General features: G+C 64.9%; 15 protein-coding genes. 9 read left to right on the top strand and 6 right to left on the bottom strand.

Translation table 11 applies throughout. From position 1 onward, the window contains the following. Positions 1-98: 98 nt before the first annotated feature. Positions 99-1,034 (bottom strand): Ku protein, encoded by a 936-nt coding sequence (locus tag ACIBJI_RS05705; RefSeq protein WP_396955107.1) that lies wholly within the window; start codon positions 1,032-1,034, stop codon positions 99-101. Continuing rightward, positions 1,034-2,137 (bottom strand): lycopene cyclase family protein, encoded by a 1,104-nt coding sequence (locus ACIBJI_RS05700; RefSeq protein WP_397083193.1) that lies wholly within the window; start codon positions 2,135-2,137, stop codon positions 1,034-1,036. Before ACIBJI_RS05700 ends, ACIBJI_RS05705 begins: the two co-directional genes overlap by 1 nt. A gap of 459 nt (positions 2,138-2,596) precedes the next feature. Here ACIBJI_RS05700 and ACIBJI_RS05695 point away from each other — a divergent pair, with 459 nt between their 5' ends. From ACIBJI_RS05695 to ACIBJI_RS05670, 6 genes are read left to right on the top strand one after another with little or no spacing between them, the layout of a single operon-like run. Continuing rightward, positions 2,597-3,634 carry a 3-oxoacyl-ACP synthase III family protein gene (locus ACIBJI_RS05695; protein WP_396955109.1) on the top strand — a complete coding sequence of 346 codons (1,038 nt, stop codon included), beginning with the start codon at positions 2,597-2,599 and terminating at the stop codon, positions 3,632-3,634. 1 nt (position 3,635) lies between these two features. Continuing rightward, a complete protein-coding gene (locus ACIBJI_RS05690; protein WP_364340396.1) occupies positions 3,636-4,544 on the top strand; it encodes a hypothetical protein in 909 nt (302 codons plus the stop codon). Further along, entirely contained in the window at positions 4,541-6,232 is a 1,692-nt protein-coding gene (locus ACIBJI_RS05685) for a fatty acid CoA ligase family protein (RefSeq protein ID WP_364340398.1), read from the top strand. The genes ACIBJI_RS05690 and ACIBJI_RS05685 overlap by 4 nt, the downstream gene beginning before the upstream one ends. Beyond that, positions 6,205-7,257, top strand: coding sequence for an NAD-dependent epimerase/dehydratase family protein (locus ACIBJI_RS05680; protein WP_397083191.1), 1,053 nt, complete (start codon positions 6,205-6,207; stop codon positions 7,255-7,257). The genes ACIBJI_RS05685 and ACIBJI_RS05680 overlap by 28 nt, the downstream gene beginning before the upstream one ends. A 56-nt stretch (positions 7,258-7,313) precedes the next feature. After that, positions 7,314-8,732, top strand: coding sequence for a cytochrome P450 (locus ACIBJI_RS05675; RefSeq protein ID WP_364340402.1), 1,419 nt, complete (start codon positions 7,314-7,316; stop codon positions 8,730-8,732). A gap of 20 nt (positions 8,733-8,752) precedes the next feature. Beyond that, positions 8,753-10,990, top strand: coding sequence for an MMPL family transporter (locus ACIBJI_RS05670; RefSeq protein WP_397083188.1), 2,238 nt, complete (start codon positions 8,753-8,755; stop codon positions 10,988-10,990). Positions 10,991-11,085: 95 nt separating this feature from the next. Here ACIBJI_RS05670 and ACIBJI_RS05665 read toward each other — a convergent pair whose 3' ends face one another. Further along, positions 11,086-11,850: an SDR family oxidoreductase gene (locus tag ACIBJI_RS05665; RefSeq protein WP_396955114.1), complete on the bottom strand. Its 765-nt coding sequence runs from the start codon at positions 11,848-11,850 to the stop codon at positions 11,086-11,088. Positions 11,851-12,005: 155 nt separating this feature from the next. Between ACIBJI_RS05665 and ACIBJI_RS05660 the strand changes: the two genes are divergently transcribed. From ACIBJI_RS05660 to ACIBJI_RS05650, 3 genes are all read left to right on the top strand, one after another. After that, a complete protein-coding gene (locus ACIBJI_RS05660) occupies positions 12,006-13,100 on the top strand; it encodes a phage tail tip lysozyme (RefSeq protein WP_397083186.1) in 1,095 nt (364 codons plus the stop codon). A gap of 148 nt (positions 13,101-13,248) precedes the next feature. Further along, the gene (locus ACIBJI_RS05655; RefSeq protein WP_364340412.1) at positions 13,249-14,880 is read left to right on the top strand and encodes an ABC-F family ATP-binding cassette domain-containing protein; all 1,632 of its coding nucleotides are present in this window, start codon (positions 13,249-13,251) and stop codon (positions 14,878-14,880) included. A gap of 152 nt (positions 14,881-15,032) precedes the next feature. Continuing rightward, on the top strand, positions 15,033-15,266 hold the full coding sequence (locus tag ACIBJI_RS05650) for a helix-turn-helix domain-containing protein (RefSeq protein WP_040692003.1): 234 nt from the start codon (positions 15,033-15,035) through the stop codon (positions 15,264-15,266). Between the two features lie 66 nt (positions 15,267-15,332). On the opposite strand, the gene ACIBJI_RS05645 is transcribed toward ACIBJI_RS05650, so the two are convergent. The 3 genes from ACIBJI_RS05645 to ACIBJI_RS05635 form a co-directional block, all read right to left on the bottom strand. Next, positions 15,333-16,295, bottom strand: coding sequence for a hypothetical protein (locus tag ACIBJI_RS05645; RefSeq protein WP_364340415.1), 963 nt, complete (start codon positions 16,293-16,295; stop codon positions 15,333-15,335). A 12-nt stretch (positions 16,296-16,307) separates the two neighbouring features. Further along, on the bottom strand, positions 16,308-16,766 hold the full coding sequence (locus ACIBJI_RS05640; protein WP_364340417.1) for a hypothetical protein: 459 nt from the start codon (positions 16,764-16,766) through the stop codon (positions 16,308-16,310). Positions 16,767-17,086: 320 nt separating this feature from the next. Beyond that, positions 17,087-17,515: a cupin domain-containing protein gene (locus tag ACIBJI_RS05635; RefSeq protein ID WP_364340726.1), complete on the bottom strand. Its 429-nt coding sequence runs from the start codon at positions 17,513-17,515 to the stop codon at positions 17,087-17,089. Positions 17,516-17,661 lie beyond the last annotated feature (146 nt).

Below are 17,661 nucleotides of genomic sequence, written 5' to 3'. Positions count from 1 at the left end.
CCGCACCGGTCAATCGGCCGCCGCGGATCAGCGCCCGCTTGGTGCCCGGCGGCACTGCAGGCAGGGCGCGGTTTGCTGGGGAGTGTGCCAACGGTCGGTTATGCGCCCTTGCGGGCCGCTGCTTTCTTCGCGGTCTTCTTGGCGGGCTTGGCGGCGGTCTTCTTGGCCGCAGTTTTGGCGGACTTCTTCGCCGGTGCCGCCTTTGCCTTGGGCTCGGCGGCTGCCTTGCCGGAACTCTCCGCGGTCCGCCGCCCACTGGCCTCCAGACTGCGTTGCAGTGCGGCGACCAGGTCGACGACCTCCGCGTCCATCGCGGCGGGCGCTTCCTCTGGCTGACTGACGACCTTCCCCGTGCCGCTGGCGATGGCCTCGTCGAGCACCTTCTGCAGCTCGATCTGGTACTCATCGGTGTATTGCTCGGGATCGAAATCGTCGGACATGGTCTCGACCAGCGTCTCGGCCATCTTGATCTCCTGCGCCTTCGGCTCGGCGACACCGTCCAGCGATTCGAAATCGACGGAACGCACCTCATCGGGCCACAGCAGGGTCTGCAGTACCAGTACACCGTCGCGTACTCGCAGCGCCGAGAGGCGGGTCTTCTGCCGCAGCGTGAAATGCACGAGCGCGGTCCGATCGATGCGCTCCAGTGTGGTCGCCAGCAGCACGTAGGCCTTGGGGGTGTTCGAGTCGGGTTCGAGGTAGTAGCTCTTCTCGAACAGGATCGGGTCGATCTGGTCGTTGGGTACGAACTGCAACACCGGAATCTCGTGCTTCTCGGCGGCGGGCAGCTTCGAGAAGTCCTCGTCGGTCAGGATGACCTTGTCCCCCTCGGGGGACTCATAGGCCTTATCGATATCGGCGTACTGCACGGACTTGCCGCAGACCGTGCAGACGCGGTCGTATTTGATCCGCCCACCGTCCTTGGCATGCACCTGGTGGAACCGAATGTCGTGGTCCTCGGTAGCCGTGTACACCTTGACAGGGACGTTTACCAGCCCGAACGCAATCGAGCCTTTCCAGATAGCTCGTGCCATTACTCCATGATGGACGAACCCATTCGAATAGGCGAGCGAATCGGAATCCCGAGTGTCGCGGTCGCGACGCGCCGACGCAGCGGTGCTGGCAGGGTGGCGAAGAGGGTGCGCATGGCGGCGACGGTGCCGCCGAGATCGGTGCGACCCGATAGATAGGCCCGTTGTAGTTGCGGCGGCAGAGTGAAGAAGGCATCGAAGAAGACGGGAAGGTCCTCGGGCGGTAGAGCGAGCAGCGCACGCAGGCCTGCCGACCGCAACGCGTGTACCGCTCGGGCTCGAGCCGGCCACGCCGACGAATCGAGGGCGACGGTGTCGGCGGCGGCCAGCGATGCGGTGACGCTGTAACCCGTTGCGGGATGGGTGAATGCGCCCGCCGCGCCGAATCGCCCCTGTCCAGGGTGGCCGCCCTGAACCGGGAACCGCACGCGTTCCACAGGTTCGGACCCGGTGAGTTCGATTCCGCGCGAACGCAACCGGTGGTGCAGTCGGTCGCGCAGCACGGCGGTGTCGAGAGCGGGACGACCGGCGAGGCAGGTCTCCTCCAGCAACATCGTCTCCGCACTCAACGGCACCGCGTACAGAAACGACCGTGGCGCACCGGGTTCCGCGCCGTTGTCCGCCCGCCAGTCCATGAACAGGGGTGTGATGTCGGCGCCGCGTCGCACGATTACGCCGTACGCGGTTTGCTCGGCGAGTTCGGGGGAGCGCTGAATTCCTCGTGCGTCGATAACACGTTTGGCGCTGAATCTTGTTTCCGAAGCCAAAGTTACTGTGTTGTGCCGAATTTCGACGACCCGATCGGTAACTATTTGTGCGCCGTCGAGATTCAGGGAATCCCGCAACCGTGCGGAGTTGAAGACGACATAGGTTCGGTCGAGTCGATGCGGCCTGGTACCCCAGGCCGTCGGATGCGCCACGGTGCTGGCTATGGCCGCCGGATCCAACCATCGTGGCAGCTCGTCGTGCCAGCCTGCGTACGTCGCCGACCAGCGCCTATCCGGCACCGGATCGATTGCGGTGACCGACATTCCGTGCGCGAGACAGCGGTGCGCGAGCGCGCGACCGGCGGGTCCGAGTCCGCAGACGATCAGATCCGCGGTCATCGCCTATCCGATGTCGAGCGCGGATGTCGGTGTGGCACAGCGAGTTCGGTGGCGTGCAGGGCGCACCCCTTCGTTGTCGGCGCGGTTCGTCGGTCGTGCGGAGCCTACTGTCGCGCGGTCGGGTCACCGTTGCGTTGTGATAGTTCACGGATATCGACGGTGACATTCTTCATAATGCGATCATGTCAGATCTCGCTTTTCCAGCAACGATGTGACTCGCCAGTAGCCTCGTGTCATCGTCCGGCTGGTCACAATGTCCGGTGCGCCGTATGCTCGGCGTTGTCGAACGGATTGCCCAGGGTCGGGCAATCCTGATCCGATTGCCGAAATCAATGTTGATTTCGGAACTTTCTGTTCCCTTGATCCTGTGGAACGGAATTCCCGCATCGTCTGCCCGCGGCCATTGTCGTGCCAGCCGGGAAGTTCGTGCTGCCCGTCTCTGTCGAAAGGACCGCTACGGTGAATTCTTCCCGATTACGCGCCCTTGGAGCCGCCCTACCGGCCGGCGAATACACCACTTCAGAAGTACTGAGTCGGATGACAAGCGGCGGCGAGTTCGACGTCGAGCGAATTACCGGCATCGGTCACCGCTATATGGTCGACCGCGCCAGTGAGGACACCCTCACCCTCGGCGTGCGGGCTGCGGCGGACGCGCTGGCGAAATCCGGTTTAGACGCCGCCGAACTGGACATCATCATCTGTGGCGGCACTACTGTGCATGATGGATTCCATATGGTCTTCGAACCGTCGGCGTCGCAGGAGATCGCCCGGCGCATCGGTGCGGTCAATGCCTCCGGCTATGACGTGGCGAATGCCTGTGGCGGCACCATGACCGGAATCTATCTGCTGGACAATCTGATTCGCGCGGGTGCGGTGCGCAATGGCATGGTCGTCACGCCCGAGGTGATCTCGCCGGTAACCGAAGGCGCCCTCGCCGAGGCCATGGATGCGCGCGATCCACAGTTCGCCGCACTCACTCTCGCCGATGCCGCGATCGCGGTCATTCTCGACCCGGCGGTCGACGAGGAAGACGTGCTGCACTACGTCGATCTGACGACTTGCGCCGAGTATTCGCCATTGTGTATCGCCAAACCGAGCGATGCCAGCGAAAACATGATCATGTTGACCGACAATCTCACCATGCAGGCCGCGCCGCGTCGGGAAACATGGGCGAAATTCCACAGCGATATCCTCGCAAAGCGCGGCACCACATTCGCCGACGAGAAGTTCGACTTCATCGTGTTCCATCAGCTCGGCGTCGGATTCACCGAGAAGCTGGCCGAATCCGGCAGCAAGATTCACGGCACCGAGATGCCGCCGCGGTTGGCGACCGTGGAAAAGTATGGCAACACCGGGGCAAGTACGCATTTCCTGGTACTGCACGACTACATTTCCCGAGGCGAGATCCCGAAGGGGGCCAAGATCTGTTTGGTGCCGACGGCCTCTGGAATGGTCTTCGGTGTCCTTTCGGCAACTATCAGCGCATTGGTGGGATGAAATGTCGTTCATTATTCGGCGATCCGCCGTCAGCGCCGACCCCACCCTCGGTTCCATCGACCACGCCGTGCGGGCGGCCGGGGAGTGCCTCTCGGGGGCGGGTGTCGAGCCGAACGATATCGACGTGCTGATCAATGTCGGCGTCTACCGCGACAGCAATGTCGTCGAACCGTCCAATGCCGCTCTGATCCAGAAGGAATTGGGGATGCATCTGGACTACCAGGTCGGCTCCTCGCGGGCGGGTTTCTCGCTCGATCTGCGCAACGGGGCGTGCGGCGTGCTCAACGCATTGCAGGCCGCGGGTGCGCTGCTGGAGAACGGCACCGTCGAGCGGGTACTGATCGTCGGCAGCGATGCTCATCCGGGCGGCATCGGACATGCACCGGCCGACTTCCGCTACGCCGCGGTCGGTGCCGCATTGCTGGTGACCAAAGGGATCGATGAGGGCACCGGCTTCGATCGCGTGCACCTTCCGGCGCCGCTGCCGCGCGAGGGCGGCACTCATCCCGGTGTCGCCGGGTACCTCGATCTGAAAGCGATGGGTAACGACGGCCAGCGCTCGATCACCGTCGATGTCGCCGACGACTACGCGGAATTGGTCAGCGGCGCAGCGTTTGCCGCGGTTCGCTCGTACCTAGCCGAACGTCCGGAGGGACAGCGCGTGCTGGTCACCAATAACCCGGTGCCCGACTTCGCGGCCACCCTGGCGAGCGAATTCGGTTTCGCCCGAACGCATCAGGCCGCGACCGGCGATCTGGACGGGGGTAGCTCGGGCTTGATCATCGGCTATCACCAGCTGCTCGAGGCAGGCGAGCTGTCGGCTGGTGACGAATTGCTCTTGGTCGCCGCCGGATCGGGTCCGATCGCGGGCTGCGTGAGCTACACCGTGCCCGCCGGCGGTGCGGGGTGAATCAGCAGACCGCGGATCTGAGCGCGCTGCTGGAGCACCAGATCCGACACCGCGCCGACCTGGCCGCCATCAGCTATCCGACGGTGGCGCATCCAGAACGTGCCCAGCGCGCAACGGATCTCGACTTCGCGGTGCTGACCTTCGCCGAACTCGGCGCGCGAGTCGAAGCCTATGCCGCGGCATTCCAACGGATCGGAATCAGCAAGGGCGTCAAGACCATTGTCATGGTCGAACCCGATCCCGATCTGTTCGCGGTGATCTTCGCGCTGTTCCGCGTCGGTGCGGTACCGGTGGTGGTGGATCCGGGTATGGGCGTGCGCCGCATGCTGCATTGCTTCCGCAGTGTCGGTGCGCAGGCGTTCATCGGGATTCCGCTGGCGCATCTGGTGCGGTTGGCGGCGCGGCGCACATTCCGTTCGGTGCGGCTGCACGTGACGGCTGGACGCTCGTTCTGGGGTGGGCACACTTTGCTCGCCATGCGACAGACGCCTGGTGCGGTCGCACCCGAGATCGCCCATTCGCCCGACGATCTGCTGATGATCGCCTTCACCACCGGCAGTACCGGACCGGCGAAGGGGGTGGAGTTCACGAGGGCCGGATTCGCTGCTTCGCTGCGGGTGATCGAGCGGTTGCACGGTCGCCCGACGGGTTTCGTCTCGCTCACCTCGGTGCCGCTGTTCGGCATCTTCGATCTGCTGCAGGGTGCGCATGTGGTGCTCGGACCGGTCGATCCGGTGCGGGTGTCCAAGGCAGATCCGGCATTGCTCACGGATGTGGTCCGCAGTTTCCAGGCCACGGATGTCACGGCATCGCCTGCGCTGCTCGGTCCGCTCGGCGAATATCTGACCAGAACCGGGATCAGGTTGCCGAGCCTGGTTCGGGTCATCTCGATGGGCGCTCCCGCGAATCTGGATGCGCTGGAAGGGGTTCGGGCCGCGCTCGGGGAGTCCGCGCGCGTCTTCACCACCTACGGCGCCACCGAGGCATTGCCGCTGACCACCCTCGAATGGTCCGAACTCGACGAAACCCGCAAGCAGACCGCCGAAGGCGCGGGCACCTGCGTCGGCCGCCCGATCGCGGAATCCGACAGTGATACACGGGTGCGGATCATCGCCATCTCCGATGACGAAATACCCACCTGGCACGACGATCTCGTGCTTCCACCGGGGCAGATCGGCGAAATCGTCGCCACCGGTGCGCAAGTCAGCACCGCCTATCATCGCAACCCCGCCGCCGATGCCCGCAACAAGATCGACGAGACCCGTCCGGACGGCACCGCGCGCCGCTGGCATCGCGTCGGCGATCTGGCCTGGCAGGACGACTCCGGTCGGCTGTGGTTCTGCGGCCGCTCGGCCCAGCGGGTCCGCACCGCGGCCGGTGACCTGTTCACCGTGCAGTGCGAACAGATCTTCAACACCCACCCGGATGTGCACCGCACCGCGCTCGTCGGTATCGGCGAACCGGGTGCACAGATCCCGGTGCTGTGCTTCGAATTGCGGTCCGGGGTGGCGGAATCCGAGATCCCACGGGTGCAGCGGGAGCTGTGGTCCATCGCACGCGAACGCGAATTCACCAGGGCGATCAAGGTGTTTCGCGCGCATCCCGGATTCCCGGTCGACATCCGGCACAACGCCAAGATCGGGCGCGAGGAATTGGCCGCATGGGCCGGAAAGGGGATGACGTCATGAAGGCATTGGTCACCGGGGCAACCGGATTCCTCGGCAGCCATATCGTCGACGCCGCGATGGCGGCCGGCGATGACGTGCGCGCCATCGTTCGGCCGTCGAGCGATCTCGGCCATCTGTCGACGGTGCCCGAAATCGAAACGGTGGCAGGCGATCTGGGCGACTACGAATCGCTGGTCACCGCATGTAAGGGCGTCGATGTGGTCTATCACAGCGCCGGGCTGGTCGCCGAGGTCGGCAGCCGCGCGCAGTTCTGGGAGGCCAATGTCGAGGGCAGCCGGCGGCTGATGAAGGCCGCGCAGCAGGCCGGTGTCGCCCGGTTCGTCTTCGTCAGCAGCCCGTCGGTGGCAACCTCCTATGACACCGACCGCTTCAGCATCGACGAATCCGAACCTTATGTGACCGCCCCGAAGAGTCTGTACGTGGAAACCAAGGCCGCCGCCGAACAACTCGTCCTGTCCAGCAACACCCCGGATTTCGTGACCTGCGCGCTGCGACCGCGGATGATCTGGGGACCGCGTTCCTCGGGCTGGATGACGCTGCTGCTGCGAAAGCTGAAGTCCGGCAAGCTGCCCGACCTCTCCGGCGGCAAGAACGTCATGGTGTCGATCACCTACTGTGAGCACGCCGCGCAGGCCTGTCTGCAGGCGGCGCGCTCGGACCAGGTCGCGGGCAATGCCTACTTCCTCGCCGATCCCGAGGATGTCGACCTGTGGAAGTTCGTCAAGGATCTCGCCGTCGCCTTGGACCTGACGCCACCCAGCCGCATCATTCCCAAACCGGTCTTCGATGCCGCCATCGCGGTTTTCGACACCATATGGCGGGTGCCCGCGATCAAGGAGCGCTACGCGCCGCCGCTGTCCAGTTGGACCACCGCGGCGCTGACCGTCTCCAGTACCTACGACACCAGCGCCGCCACCCGGGATTTCGGCTACGCGCCGACGGTCTCACTGGCCGACGGACTGGCCGCCTACATCGACTGGGTCGGACAGGTCGGCGGCGTCGACGCCGTCATCGGCCGCGGATGACCGACGGTCGACGCCACGCATTCGAGCGAAAGCCGCTCCACGCCTAGGAGACTCGCATGATGACCACCCCGCTCGCCAGCCGTCCGACCGGTACCGCCGAGGTGCCGACCGCACCTGGCGCCTTACCCCTGATCGGACATTCACACCGCCTCGCCCGCAGACCCTACCGCTTCTTGCAGACGCTGTCGGATCTCGGACCCGTGGTGCGGGTGAAGATTCCGGGCTACGACACCTATGTCGTCACCGAACCGGAGCTGATCCGCGAGGCGTTCGTCGGGCTGTCCGATCAGGGTTCGATGATCGATCGCGCGCAGGCGCTGCTCGGCGCGGGCGTCACCGTCTTGTCCGGTCCGCAGCACAGGCGGGAACGTCGCATGATCGCCCCGGCTTTCGCTCGCGGTCGCATCGCGCAGTACGCCACCGTGATGACGCGTCTGGGCGCCGAACAGGCCGATGCCTGGCGCGACGGTCAAATGGTGGTCGTCAATACGCAGATGCACGACCTCGCGCTGCGCACCGTCGCGGGGGCGCTGTTCAGCGGCGACCTCGGCGCGGAGACCGGCGCCGAAATCCACGAGATGCTCACACCGGTCATGACGCTGCTCGCCCGCCGCGTCACCCGCCCGGCCTGGATCGACAAACTGCCACTGCCCAGCAATCGCCGCTTCGAAGGGCTTGTGGCCGGTATGAAGTCGGCGACCAGCAAGATCATCGCCGCTTACCGTGCGGATCTGGCCGCCGACTCGAATCTGGATCACGGCGACCTGCTCGACACCCTGATCAAGGCCCGCGACGACGACGGTGTCGCACTCACCGATGCCCAGGTGCACGACGAGCTGATCAACTTCCTGGTCGGCGGCACCGAGGCAACCGGCATGACGCTGTCCTGGGTGTTCCACGAGCTGGGCCGAAATCCCGAGCTGGAAGCCGCTTTCCATGCCGAGATCGATGCGGTGCTGGGTGGTCGCCCGGCCGAATTCGCCGATCTCGGACGGCTCGATCTGACCAAGCGGATCGTCACAGAGACCCTGCGCATGTACTCGCCGTGGCTGACCGTCCGCGATGTGCCCGCGAACTATGAACTCGGCGGCAAGGCGTTGCCGAAGGGCGCCATGTTGCTGGTGTGTCCCGTTGCGGTGCACCGGGATCCGGCCATCTTCCCGAATCCCGATGAATTCGACCCGGACCGCTGGCTGCCTGCGGCGATGGAGTCCCGGCCCAAGGGGGCGTACCTGCCGTTCGGTATGGGCACCCGGCAGTGCCCGGGAAATGTGTTCTCGCTCACCGAGGTTGCCCTGCAGGTTGCTACGATCGGCGGGCGCTGGCGCCTGCGCCCGATGCCCGGTATCGCGGTGCAGGAGACGGTGATCGGCGCCCTGGTACATCCGAAGTATCTGCCGATGCGGGTGGTGGCCAGGCAGGTGCAAACCGGGCACGTCGCGGATTCGTCAGGGAGCGAACGCGGAGCGGCTTAACTAGTGATGAGGGTGTGGCGGTGTTCGAACTGACCAAGCTGACCATTTCGAGCGACCTGCAAGCAGTCGCTACGCGGCGCAGCAAATGGATTCTCGGCATCTTTGTCGGGCTCGCGCTGGTTATGGGGATGCTCAGCTCGACATTGTTCGACAACGTGCAGGGCGGTGGCTACAGCGATCCCGGCAGCGAATCCAGCCGGGCAACCGAGATGCTGCGGGATACCTTCGGTCAGGCGCCGCCGAACTTCGTGCTGCTGGTGCACAGCGACACCTCGATCGACGATACTGAATCCGCAACGGCCGCAGTGAAGTTGGCGCTGAAACTGAAGGATGAGCCGGGTGTCGCGGGGGTCATGTCCTATTGGATGGACAAGTCGCCCGCGCTGCGCAGCGGCGATGGCAAGTCGGGGCTGATCGTCGCCAGCATTCTCGGCGAGGAGGGTGCGGTCGATCAGAAGGTCGGCGCTCTGGCGGACCGCTACGGCGGCACGCACGGGCCGGTGCAAGTGCGCGTCGGCGGTTACGCGATGTTGTTGCACGAGACGGTGCAGCAGAGCGAGAAGGACGCCGTCCTCGGTGAATCCATTGCCTTCCCGATCACCTTGATCGCCCTGCTGTTCGTATTCGGCGGTTTGGTGGCGGCCAGCCTGCCGCTGGTCGTCGCTGCGGTGACCGTGATGATCACCATGGGCGCGCTGTGGCTGATCACCCTGTTCACCGATCTCGCCGCGACCGCGACCAATGTGGCAACCCTGCTCGGCCTCGGTCTCGCGATCGATTACAGCCTGCTGATCATCAGCCGCTACCGCGACGAATTGGCCGCAGGCGCCGCGACCGGTCCGGCCGTCGCCGCGACCATGCGCTCGGCCGGACGCACCGTGGCCTTCTCGGCGGTCACTGTCGCGGTCGCGCTGTCGGGCCTGTTGTTCTTCCCGCTGCTCGCGGTGCGTTCCATGGGTTATGCCGGGCTGGCGGTCGCGGCGATCGCCGCGACGGTATCGCTGACGGTGCTGCCCGCGATTCTGCTGCTGCTCGGTAGTCGCATCGATCGCGGCCAACTCGGCTGGTTCTTCCGTCCGCAACGTCCCGCGCCCGGCGAGGGTTTCTGGCATCGGCTCGCGGTATTCGTGATGCGCAAGCCGGTGCCGATCGGTCTGGCTGTCGCGGCCTTCCTGCTGCTGCTCGGGACCCCCTTCCTCGGTGTGAAACTCGGCTTCCCGGACGAGCGGGCATTGCCGGAGTCGATGAACAACCGTCAGATCACCGAGACCATCCAGCGTGAGTTCGCCGCGACCGACACCAACGGACTGTTCGTTGTGCTGCCCGACGGCAAGTCCGGTTTGGACGCCTACGCCAGGAAGCTCTCCGAAGTCGACAATGTCCGTCGCGTCGACACCGCCACCGGCAGCTACGCCCACGGCGGGCAGCTCGCCCCGGCCATGGCACAGCATGCGCGCTTCGAAACCAAGGATGCCGCATACATTTCGGTGACACCGGATACCAGCGATCCGGCGCTGCTGGACCGGGTGGCCAAGGAGTTGCGCGCGGTGCCCGCACCCTCGCAGCGGTTGGTCGGCGGTATCGCCGCCGCGAGCGCCGATTCCCTCGATGCGGTGACCTCGGTCTTGCCCGTCGCACTGGCCTACGTCGTGATCATCATGTTGGTCGTGCTGTTCCTGCTGACCGGTAGCGTGGTATTGCCGCTGGTCGCGATCGTGCTCAGCGCACTCAGCCTCACCGCCACCTTCGGCGCGCTGGTCTGGATCTTCCAGGACGGGCATCTGTCCGGCCTGCTCGATTTCACCGTGACCGGCGACCTGCCGCCGACCGTGCCGGTCATGCTCTTCGGCGTCGCCTTCGGTCTGGCCATGGACTATCAGGTATTCCTGCTGTCGCGGATCCTCGAAGAGTACGAACACACCGGCAAGAACGAATCCGCCGTTGCCCATGGCCTGGAGAAGATCGGCCGGATCGTCACGGCCGCGGCGGTCCTGATCTCCCTGGTGTTCCTCGGATTCCTGGCCTCGGACATCACCTTCATGAAGTCCTTCGGCATCGGTCTGCCGCTGGCGGTGCTGGTCGATGCGACTCTGGTCCGCGGCTTCCTGCTGCCCGCGGTGATGAAACTGCTCGGTGACTGGAACTGGTGGGCACCCGGCCCGCTCGAAAAGCTGCACGAGCGTTTCGGATTCGACGAAGGTCCGTCCGCGCCGTCGCTGCCCGATCCGGACGCCCTGCGCCAGCCCGCCCGGGTGTAGAAATACCGATGGCCGTGCGGTATTCGCCGCACGGCCATCGATGCTCTTGGGACAGTTGGGTTCCACCGTTGGTCAGCGGGTTACCCTGGTGCGTCTCAGATTCCGCCGGTCGAGAGCAATCCACCGTCGACGCGGATCGTCTCACCGGTAATCCACTTGGCCTCATCCGACACCAGGAATCCGATCAACTGCGCCACATCCTCCGGCGCGCCGAGTCGCTTCATCGGATACACGCTCGCGGCCCGCTCCTCATCTGCCGAGTACAGCGCATCGGCGAACTTGGTTTTGATTACACCCGGCGCCACCGCGTTCACCCGAATATTCGGGCCCAGCTGCCAGGCCAGTTCGTCGGTGAGCCGGATCAGTGCGGCCTTGGAGGCGCCGTACGCCGCGATCACGCCGGTCGAGCGCAGCCCGGCGACACTGGCCACATTCACCACCGCACCGCCGTGATCGCGCATCCACGCCCGGTATGCCTCCTGCACGTAGCCGAGTGCGGCGACGACATTGACATCGAAGATCTTGCGCACCGCCTCCAGATCGGCATCCATGAGCGAGCCGTAGACCGGATTGATGCCGGTGTTGTTTATCAGGATGTCCAACGAGCCGAATTCCGAAACCACCCGACCCACCGCGGCGGCCCGGCTGTCCGGATCACCTGAATTGCCCGCCAGCGCGCTGACCTCGCCCCGATGACCGAGCGCCCGTAGTTCGGCGGCCGCCTCCTCCAGCGGTTCCGGCTTGCGGGCGGTGATCAGCACATTGGCGCCGCGACGCAGCAACTCCGCAGCGACCGCCTTGCCGATGCCCCGGCTGGCTCCGGAAACGAGTGCGCTCTTGCCCAACAGATCGGTCGTCATGTGATGGCACGCTACCGCAGTAGCCGGATCGTCGAACCCGCGGACGCCGGACAGCGCTCGAGCTCGGTGTTCCCAGCGCCGGGAGTACGAACGACAGACGTCGCGGCGCATCGGATTACGCTGCCGGACAGGGTTTCGGCGGAAGGTGTGGAGCAATGGCTGGCGATACATCTATCGATACATCGCTGCCATCGCGCCCGGATGCGCCTATCGTCAACGCCTACATCAGCCGCATAGAGACGACGCTGGCGAAGTTGGTGAAGGCGATGGGCGACGGCTCGGCGAAGTCGATTACCGTCGAGGATTTGAAGGGCCTAGGGGAGTCGCAGCTGAAGTCCGGCGAGCTCGTCACGAAATACCATGCCAAACAAAGTGACGACGCAAAATATCGAGACGATCTGAACTCGCTGGACAGCAATATCGCCCAGATCGCGTCGGAATCGGCCGACCTAGTCAACACCGTGAACAAAGAAGTAAAAAGCCTGGTGGCCACTGTCAAGCAGGAGCTGAGTTACGACAATCTGCCGAATCTGACCGATGTGCCATTGCCGCGCAGCATCGAGTTGCAGATGAACACGATCGATAAGATCGATAAAGAGATCGACCAAACGGCGAAGACAGTCAAGGACGCGCACGACGCACTGGACGAACACGCCGGAAAGATAACCGACCCGGAGTCGACCGACAGCGGAAGTGCCCCGAATTCGATCGGTAGCGGCAACCAGTTCCCCACCTATACCGGTAGCGGTGGAAACGGTCGCAACACCAGCGGACCCGCAGGTCTCGGCAACCGCGCGAGTGCTCAACCCATCAGTGGCGGTAAGAAAGCGACGGCCAGCGAAATCTATCAATACCTGCTCAAGCAGGGCTTCACACCAGCGCAAGCAGCGGGCATCTTGGGCAACATGCAGGTTGAATCGGGTTTCGACACCGGCGCGTACAACCCCGGCGAAGGAGCCATCGGCCTTTGCCAGTGGGAAGGTGGCCGACGGGCAGCACTCGAGGCTTTTGCCGCCAACGACCGCGAACACCGGCCGGTCACCGACTGGCGTCTCCAAGTCGATTTCATGATTCACGAGCTGAAGGGCAGTGAGTCGGGTGCGTACAGTCATCTCACATCGGCGACCTCGCCAGGTGCGGCGGCGGCAGCGTTCGATCAGTACTACGAACGCAGCTCCGGCGAGGCCCGTGGTCAGCGCGTCGCGAATGCCAACAGCATCGCGTCGAGCCTGGCCGGGGTATCGGTCTAGCGCCGAGCAGAGAGTTAGTGCGGTCACACCTGGATCGCAGGTGTAAGGAGCACCTCCTGAGCCGGGTAAAATCGGTGGTTCTTGTGCGCCTCCGCGTCGCACAATCGAGCAGCAACCGACCAGCACCACGTACCCGTAGGAGAAGCCTGTGATCACCGCGACGGACCTGGAGGTCCGGGCCGGCGTCCGCACCCTGCTGTCGGCCCCTGGGCCCGCACTGCGGGTGCAGGCCGGCGACCGGATCGGACTGGTCGGCCGCAATGGCGCGGGCAAGACCACCACGCTGCGCATTCTGGCGGGCGAGGGCGAGCCCTACGCCGGAAAGATTTTGCGCTCCAGTGATATCGGCTATCTCCCGCAGGATCCGCGGGAGGGCAATCTGGACGTGCTCGCGCGCGATCGGGTGCTCTCCGCTCGTGGCCTGGACACCCTGCTGCGCGATATGGAAAAGCAGCAGGCGTTGATGGCCGAGGTGGTCGATGATGCCGAACGCGAGAAGGCGGTGCGCAAATACGGTCGGCTGGAGGAGCGCTTCTCGGCGCTCGGCGGTTATGTGGCCGAGAGCGAAGCGGCGCGCATCTGCAACAGCCTCGGCCTGCCCGATCGAGTGCTCGGCCAGGCGCTGCGCACGCTCTCCGGTGGTCAGCGCCGCCGAATCGAGTTGGCGCGCATCCTGTTCGCCGCCTCCGATGGCAGCGGCGGACGCTCGGACACCATCCTGCTGCTCGACGAGCCGACCAACCATCTCGACGCCGACTCCATTACCTGGTTGCGCGGCTTCCTGCAGAACCACGACGGCGGCCTGATCGTGATCAGCCACGATGTCGAACTGCTCGGCGACGTGGTGAACAAGGTCTGGTTCCTGGACGCGGTGCGCGGTGAGGCCGACGTCTACAACATGGGCTGGCAGAAATACCTGGACGCGCGTGCCACCGATGAACAGCGTCGTCGTCGCGAACGCGCCAATGCCGAGAAGAAGGCCGGCGCCCTGCGCGCTCAGGCCGCCAAACTCGGTGCCAAGGCCACGAAAGCCACTGCGGCACAGAACATGGCCAAGCGCGCGGATCGCTTGATGGCCGAACTCGACGAGGTTCGGGTGGCCGACAAGGTCGCGCGGATCAAATTCCCCGAGCCCGCGGCCTGCGGTAAGACGCCGCTGATGGCCGAGAACCTGACCAAGGTCTACGGCTCGCTGGAGATCTTCACCGGCGTCGACCTGGCCATCGACCGCGGCAGCCGTGTCGTCGTACTGGGCCTCAACGGCGCGGGTAAGACCACTCTGCTGCGCTTGCTCGCCGGGGTGGAGACGCCGACGGCAGGCGGTCTCGTGCCCGGTCACGGCCTCAAGGTCGGCTACTTCGCCCAGGAGCACGACACCCTCGACGATCAGGCCACGGTGTGGGAGAACATCCGCCACGCCGCACCGGACGCGGGGGAGCAGGAGCTGCGCGGCCTGCTCGGTGCATTCATGTTCTCCGGACCGCAGCTGGAACAGCCCGCAGGCACCCTCTCCGGCGGTGAGAAGACCCGTCTGGCGCTGGCCGGGCTGGTGTCCTCGGCTGCCAATGTGTTGTTGCTCGACGAGCCGACCAACAACCTGGACCCGATCTCGCGTGAGCAGGTCCTCGATGCGCTGCGCACCTATGCGGGCGCGGTCGTCCTGGTCACCCACGACCCGGGCGCGGCCGAGGCGCTGTCCCCGGAGCGGGTGATCTTGCTGCCGGACGGCCAGGAAGACCACTGGTCGGCGGAGTATTTGGAACTGATTCAGCTGGCCTGATCGGGGGTCATCCGGCCGGAATTTCGTTGCGGGTGGTTGGTTTTCACCTCACAGAACGGGTTCGGCGGTGATATTAATCACAAAGACCCGTTGATCACAGCTTCCCGAGTGTCTAGCCTGGAATGACGCGGCTCGGCGACTCGGAGGAAGCCATGAGCGACAGGCCCACACAAGTCAAGGCCACACTGGGTAAGGGCACACGCGTCACGGGGAAATCACGCGACCGTTTGCAAACCCAGCTGAAGAAGCAGTACGAGGCGGGAGCCAGCATCCGATCGCTGGCCCGGTCGACCGGCCGTTCCTACGGTTTCGTCCACAACGTGCTGGTGGAGTCGCACGTGCAACTCCGCAGTCGCGGCGGTGCGAACCGCCGCAAGAGCCAGTAGCGTTTCTGGATCTCAATCCCGGTGTCGGCGAATCGATTTCGCCGACACCGAGGGGGATCGAGCGCGCTAATAGCCGGGCACCGCAGCGTCGCCATTGACCAGCAGGTTGGCGAGGCTGCGGAACATCGGCAGGCCCGTTTTGATCTCCAGATACGCGAACTGGCCCTGCGGGTTGACCTCGAGGAAGTAATACTCGCCGTCGAGGCCCAGGCGTAGATCCAGCACGCCGAAGCTGAGGCCGAGTGCGCCCATGAGCGTGGCCAGCGACTTGCTGACCGAGGCGGGCAGATGCTCCGGTGCGAAGTCGACGGTGGTGTCGAGCCGGGAATCGACCCGGCCTACCCCGGACTGCGAGTCGATGCGCACCGCCCATTCGACGCCGTCCATCCAGACCACACGCAGATCACACCGTGCCTCGACATAGTCCTGGAAGGTGGTCGGCGCGGAGCGGATGCCAGCGAGGCGGCCGAAGTCGGCCTTGGTGATGATTCGGGTCTCGGCGAATTCGGCGCGTCCGGTGCCGGTTCGCTTGTAAACCACCGAGCCCGAACGTGATTCGACGAAGCTGCGCGCCTCGTCCGGATCGTTGGTGATGAGGGTTTCCGGGATCACGAAACCGGCTCGCCGCGCGGTCTCCAACTGCACGATCTTGCGGCTCGCGGTGCGATCGGCGCCGGGATCGTTGACCCAGTACGCGGGGATCGACCACAGCATGCCCTGGATGAAGCCATCGCATTCGGCTTGGCGGTAGGCGTCATCCGAGGCTCGCACACCGGCCGGAACCTGCGCGAGACGCGGTCTGCGCCACCAGACCGAGCGGACATCGTCCAGCCCGATCACATGCGACAGCGATCGCGCGGTGCCGTGCCGATCGAGCCGGAAACTTCCGGATTCGCGCGGAAAGTCGCGCAGGTCGAGCTGAATCGGGCTGAGCCCGTGGTGTTCTCGCAACGTCGCCGCCATCGCGGTACCGTGCAGATCATCGGATTCGGAGACGATGAGGACCGAACCTGTCCGGCGCGCCGCCATGCGCAGTTCCGTTCAGTCGAGACTGTCGCAGTTTATGCCGTCGTCGCTTGTCGCGAGCGATTTGGTTTGGCAGTAGGTGAAGGTCGCTCCGCTGGCGCCCGCGCAATCGGCGAGCTGCAGGCTGTCGGCCCAGGATGCGGTGAGTTGTTGCAGCGCTTCATCTCCCAGTGCCGCGGAGGGTACTTCGGCCAGCGTCATCGGCCGGTCGACGAGGTCGATGCGCAGGCGGCGGGTGAAGTCGGCGGTGGCGCCGGGGCGGATATCCATCAGCACCGGGCGGCCGTCGTGTTCTGCGGTCGCGCCGTCGGTCCAGTCGAGGACTCGCAGTACATCGTCGCGGCGGAAGGTCCAGGTTCCTTCGGTCACTCTGACCGTGAAATCTCGTTCCGACTCGGCCACCAGCAGTCCCTGCAACGCGGGAACGCGGTCACCCGCCGGCCCGGTACCGGGAAGGTGGATTGCGTCGGTCATAGTGAGCTCTCCGATCTGCTCGCGATTTGCCAGGACCCCCGAGCGGGAACTGGATCATATCGCGCAAGGGGTCTCGAACGGTTCGGATCGCCAGATTTGACCGCCGCTGGCAAACCGAATTCAGGCTCGGGATGCGCTTGTGCCGAAAGATTTTCGGCACAAGCCCGAATAGGCATTGGCAACCATTGAGCTATTTCCGAACGGTGCTGCGCGGTCGACATTGCCCGGGATTGGCGGCCGTGCATTCCGTCGGCGCCTCCGCTGCGACAGTACCGTCGAACGTGCTGATCTCCGCGCGGATTCGAAAGATCTGCGTCACTTCACCAATCGCGCCGGTTGGCGTTGCGCTCGGCCCACCATTCGGGAGACTCGACGAACCAGTTGTCGTATTCCTCCTGCGATGCCGCCAGATCTTCGAAGGTGGCCTCGCCCTTGACCAGCCGGTCGAGCAGGCGGAAGTAGCCGAAGCGTTCCACCGCGGGCATGAGTGCGATCAGGATTCGTGCGGAGGCGTCCGGGCTGGCACCGAAGGCGTGCGGCATGAGCTTGGGTACGACAATCGACCCGCCCGCGCCCACGGTGACGATCTTATCTCCGGCCAGTACCTGCAGTTCGCCGTCTGCGACGTAGAACAGTTCATCCGACTTGGTGTGGTAATGCGGTGCCGCGCCGTCGGCGCCCGTATCCATGGTGACCTCCAGGTGGCTGACCGCGCCGCCGGCCTCGTTCGAGTCGATGAGCAGGCGCATGGTGACCGCCGGGGTGGCCAGGGTTTCGGCATCCTGCGGCTGGCGGATCGCGAAGGTGCGGTCGGTGGTGGCGTCCACGATGCTCTCCAAATGATTCGGTGATTGATAATTCGCTACCGAACTATATAGCAGCGAATAGAATCTTG

This window comes from Nocardia sp. NPDC050408 (genome assembly GCF_044458905.1).
GTDB lineage: Bacteria > Actinomycetota > Actinomycetes > Mycobacteriales > Mycobacteriaceae > Nocardia.
This window is presented reverse-complemented; position numbering and strand designations above follow the sequence as displayed.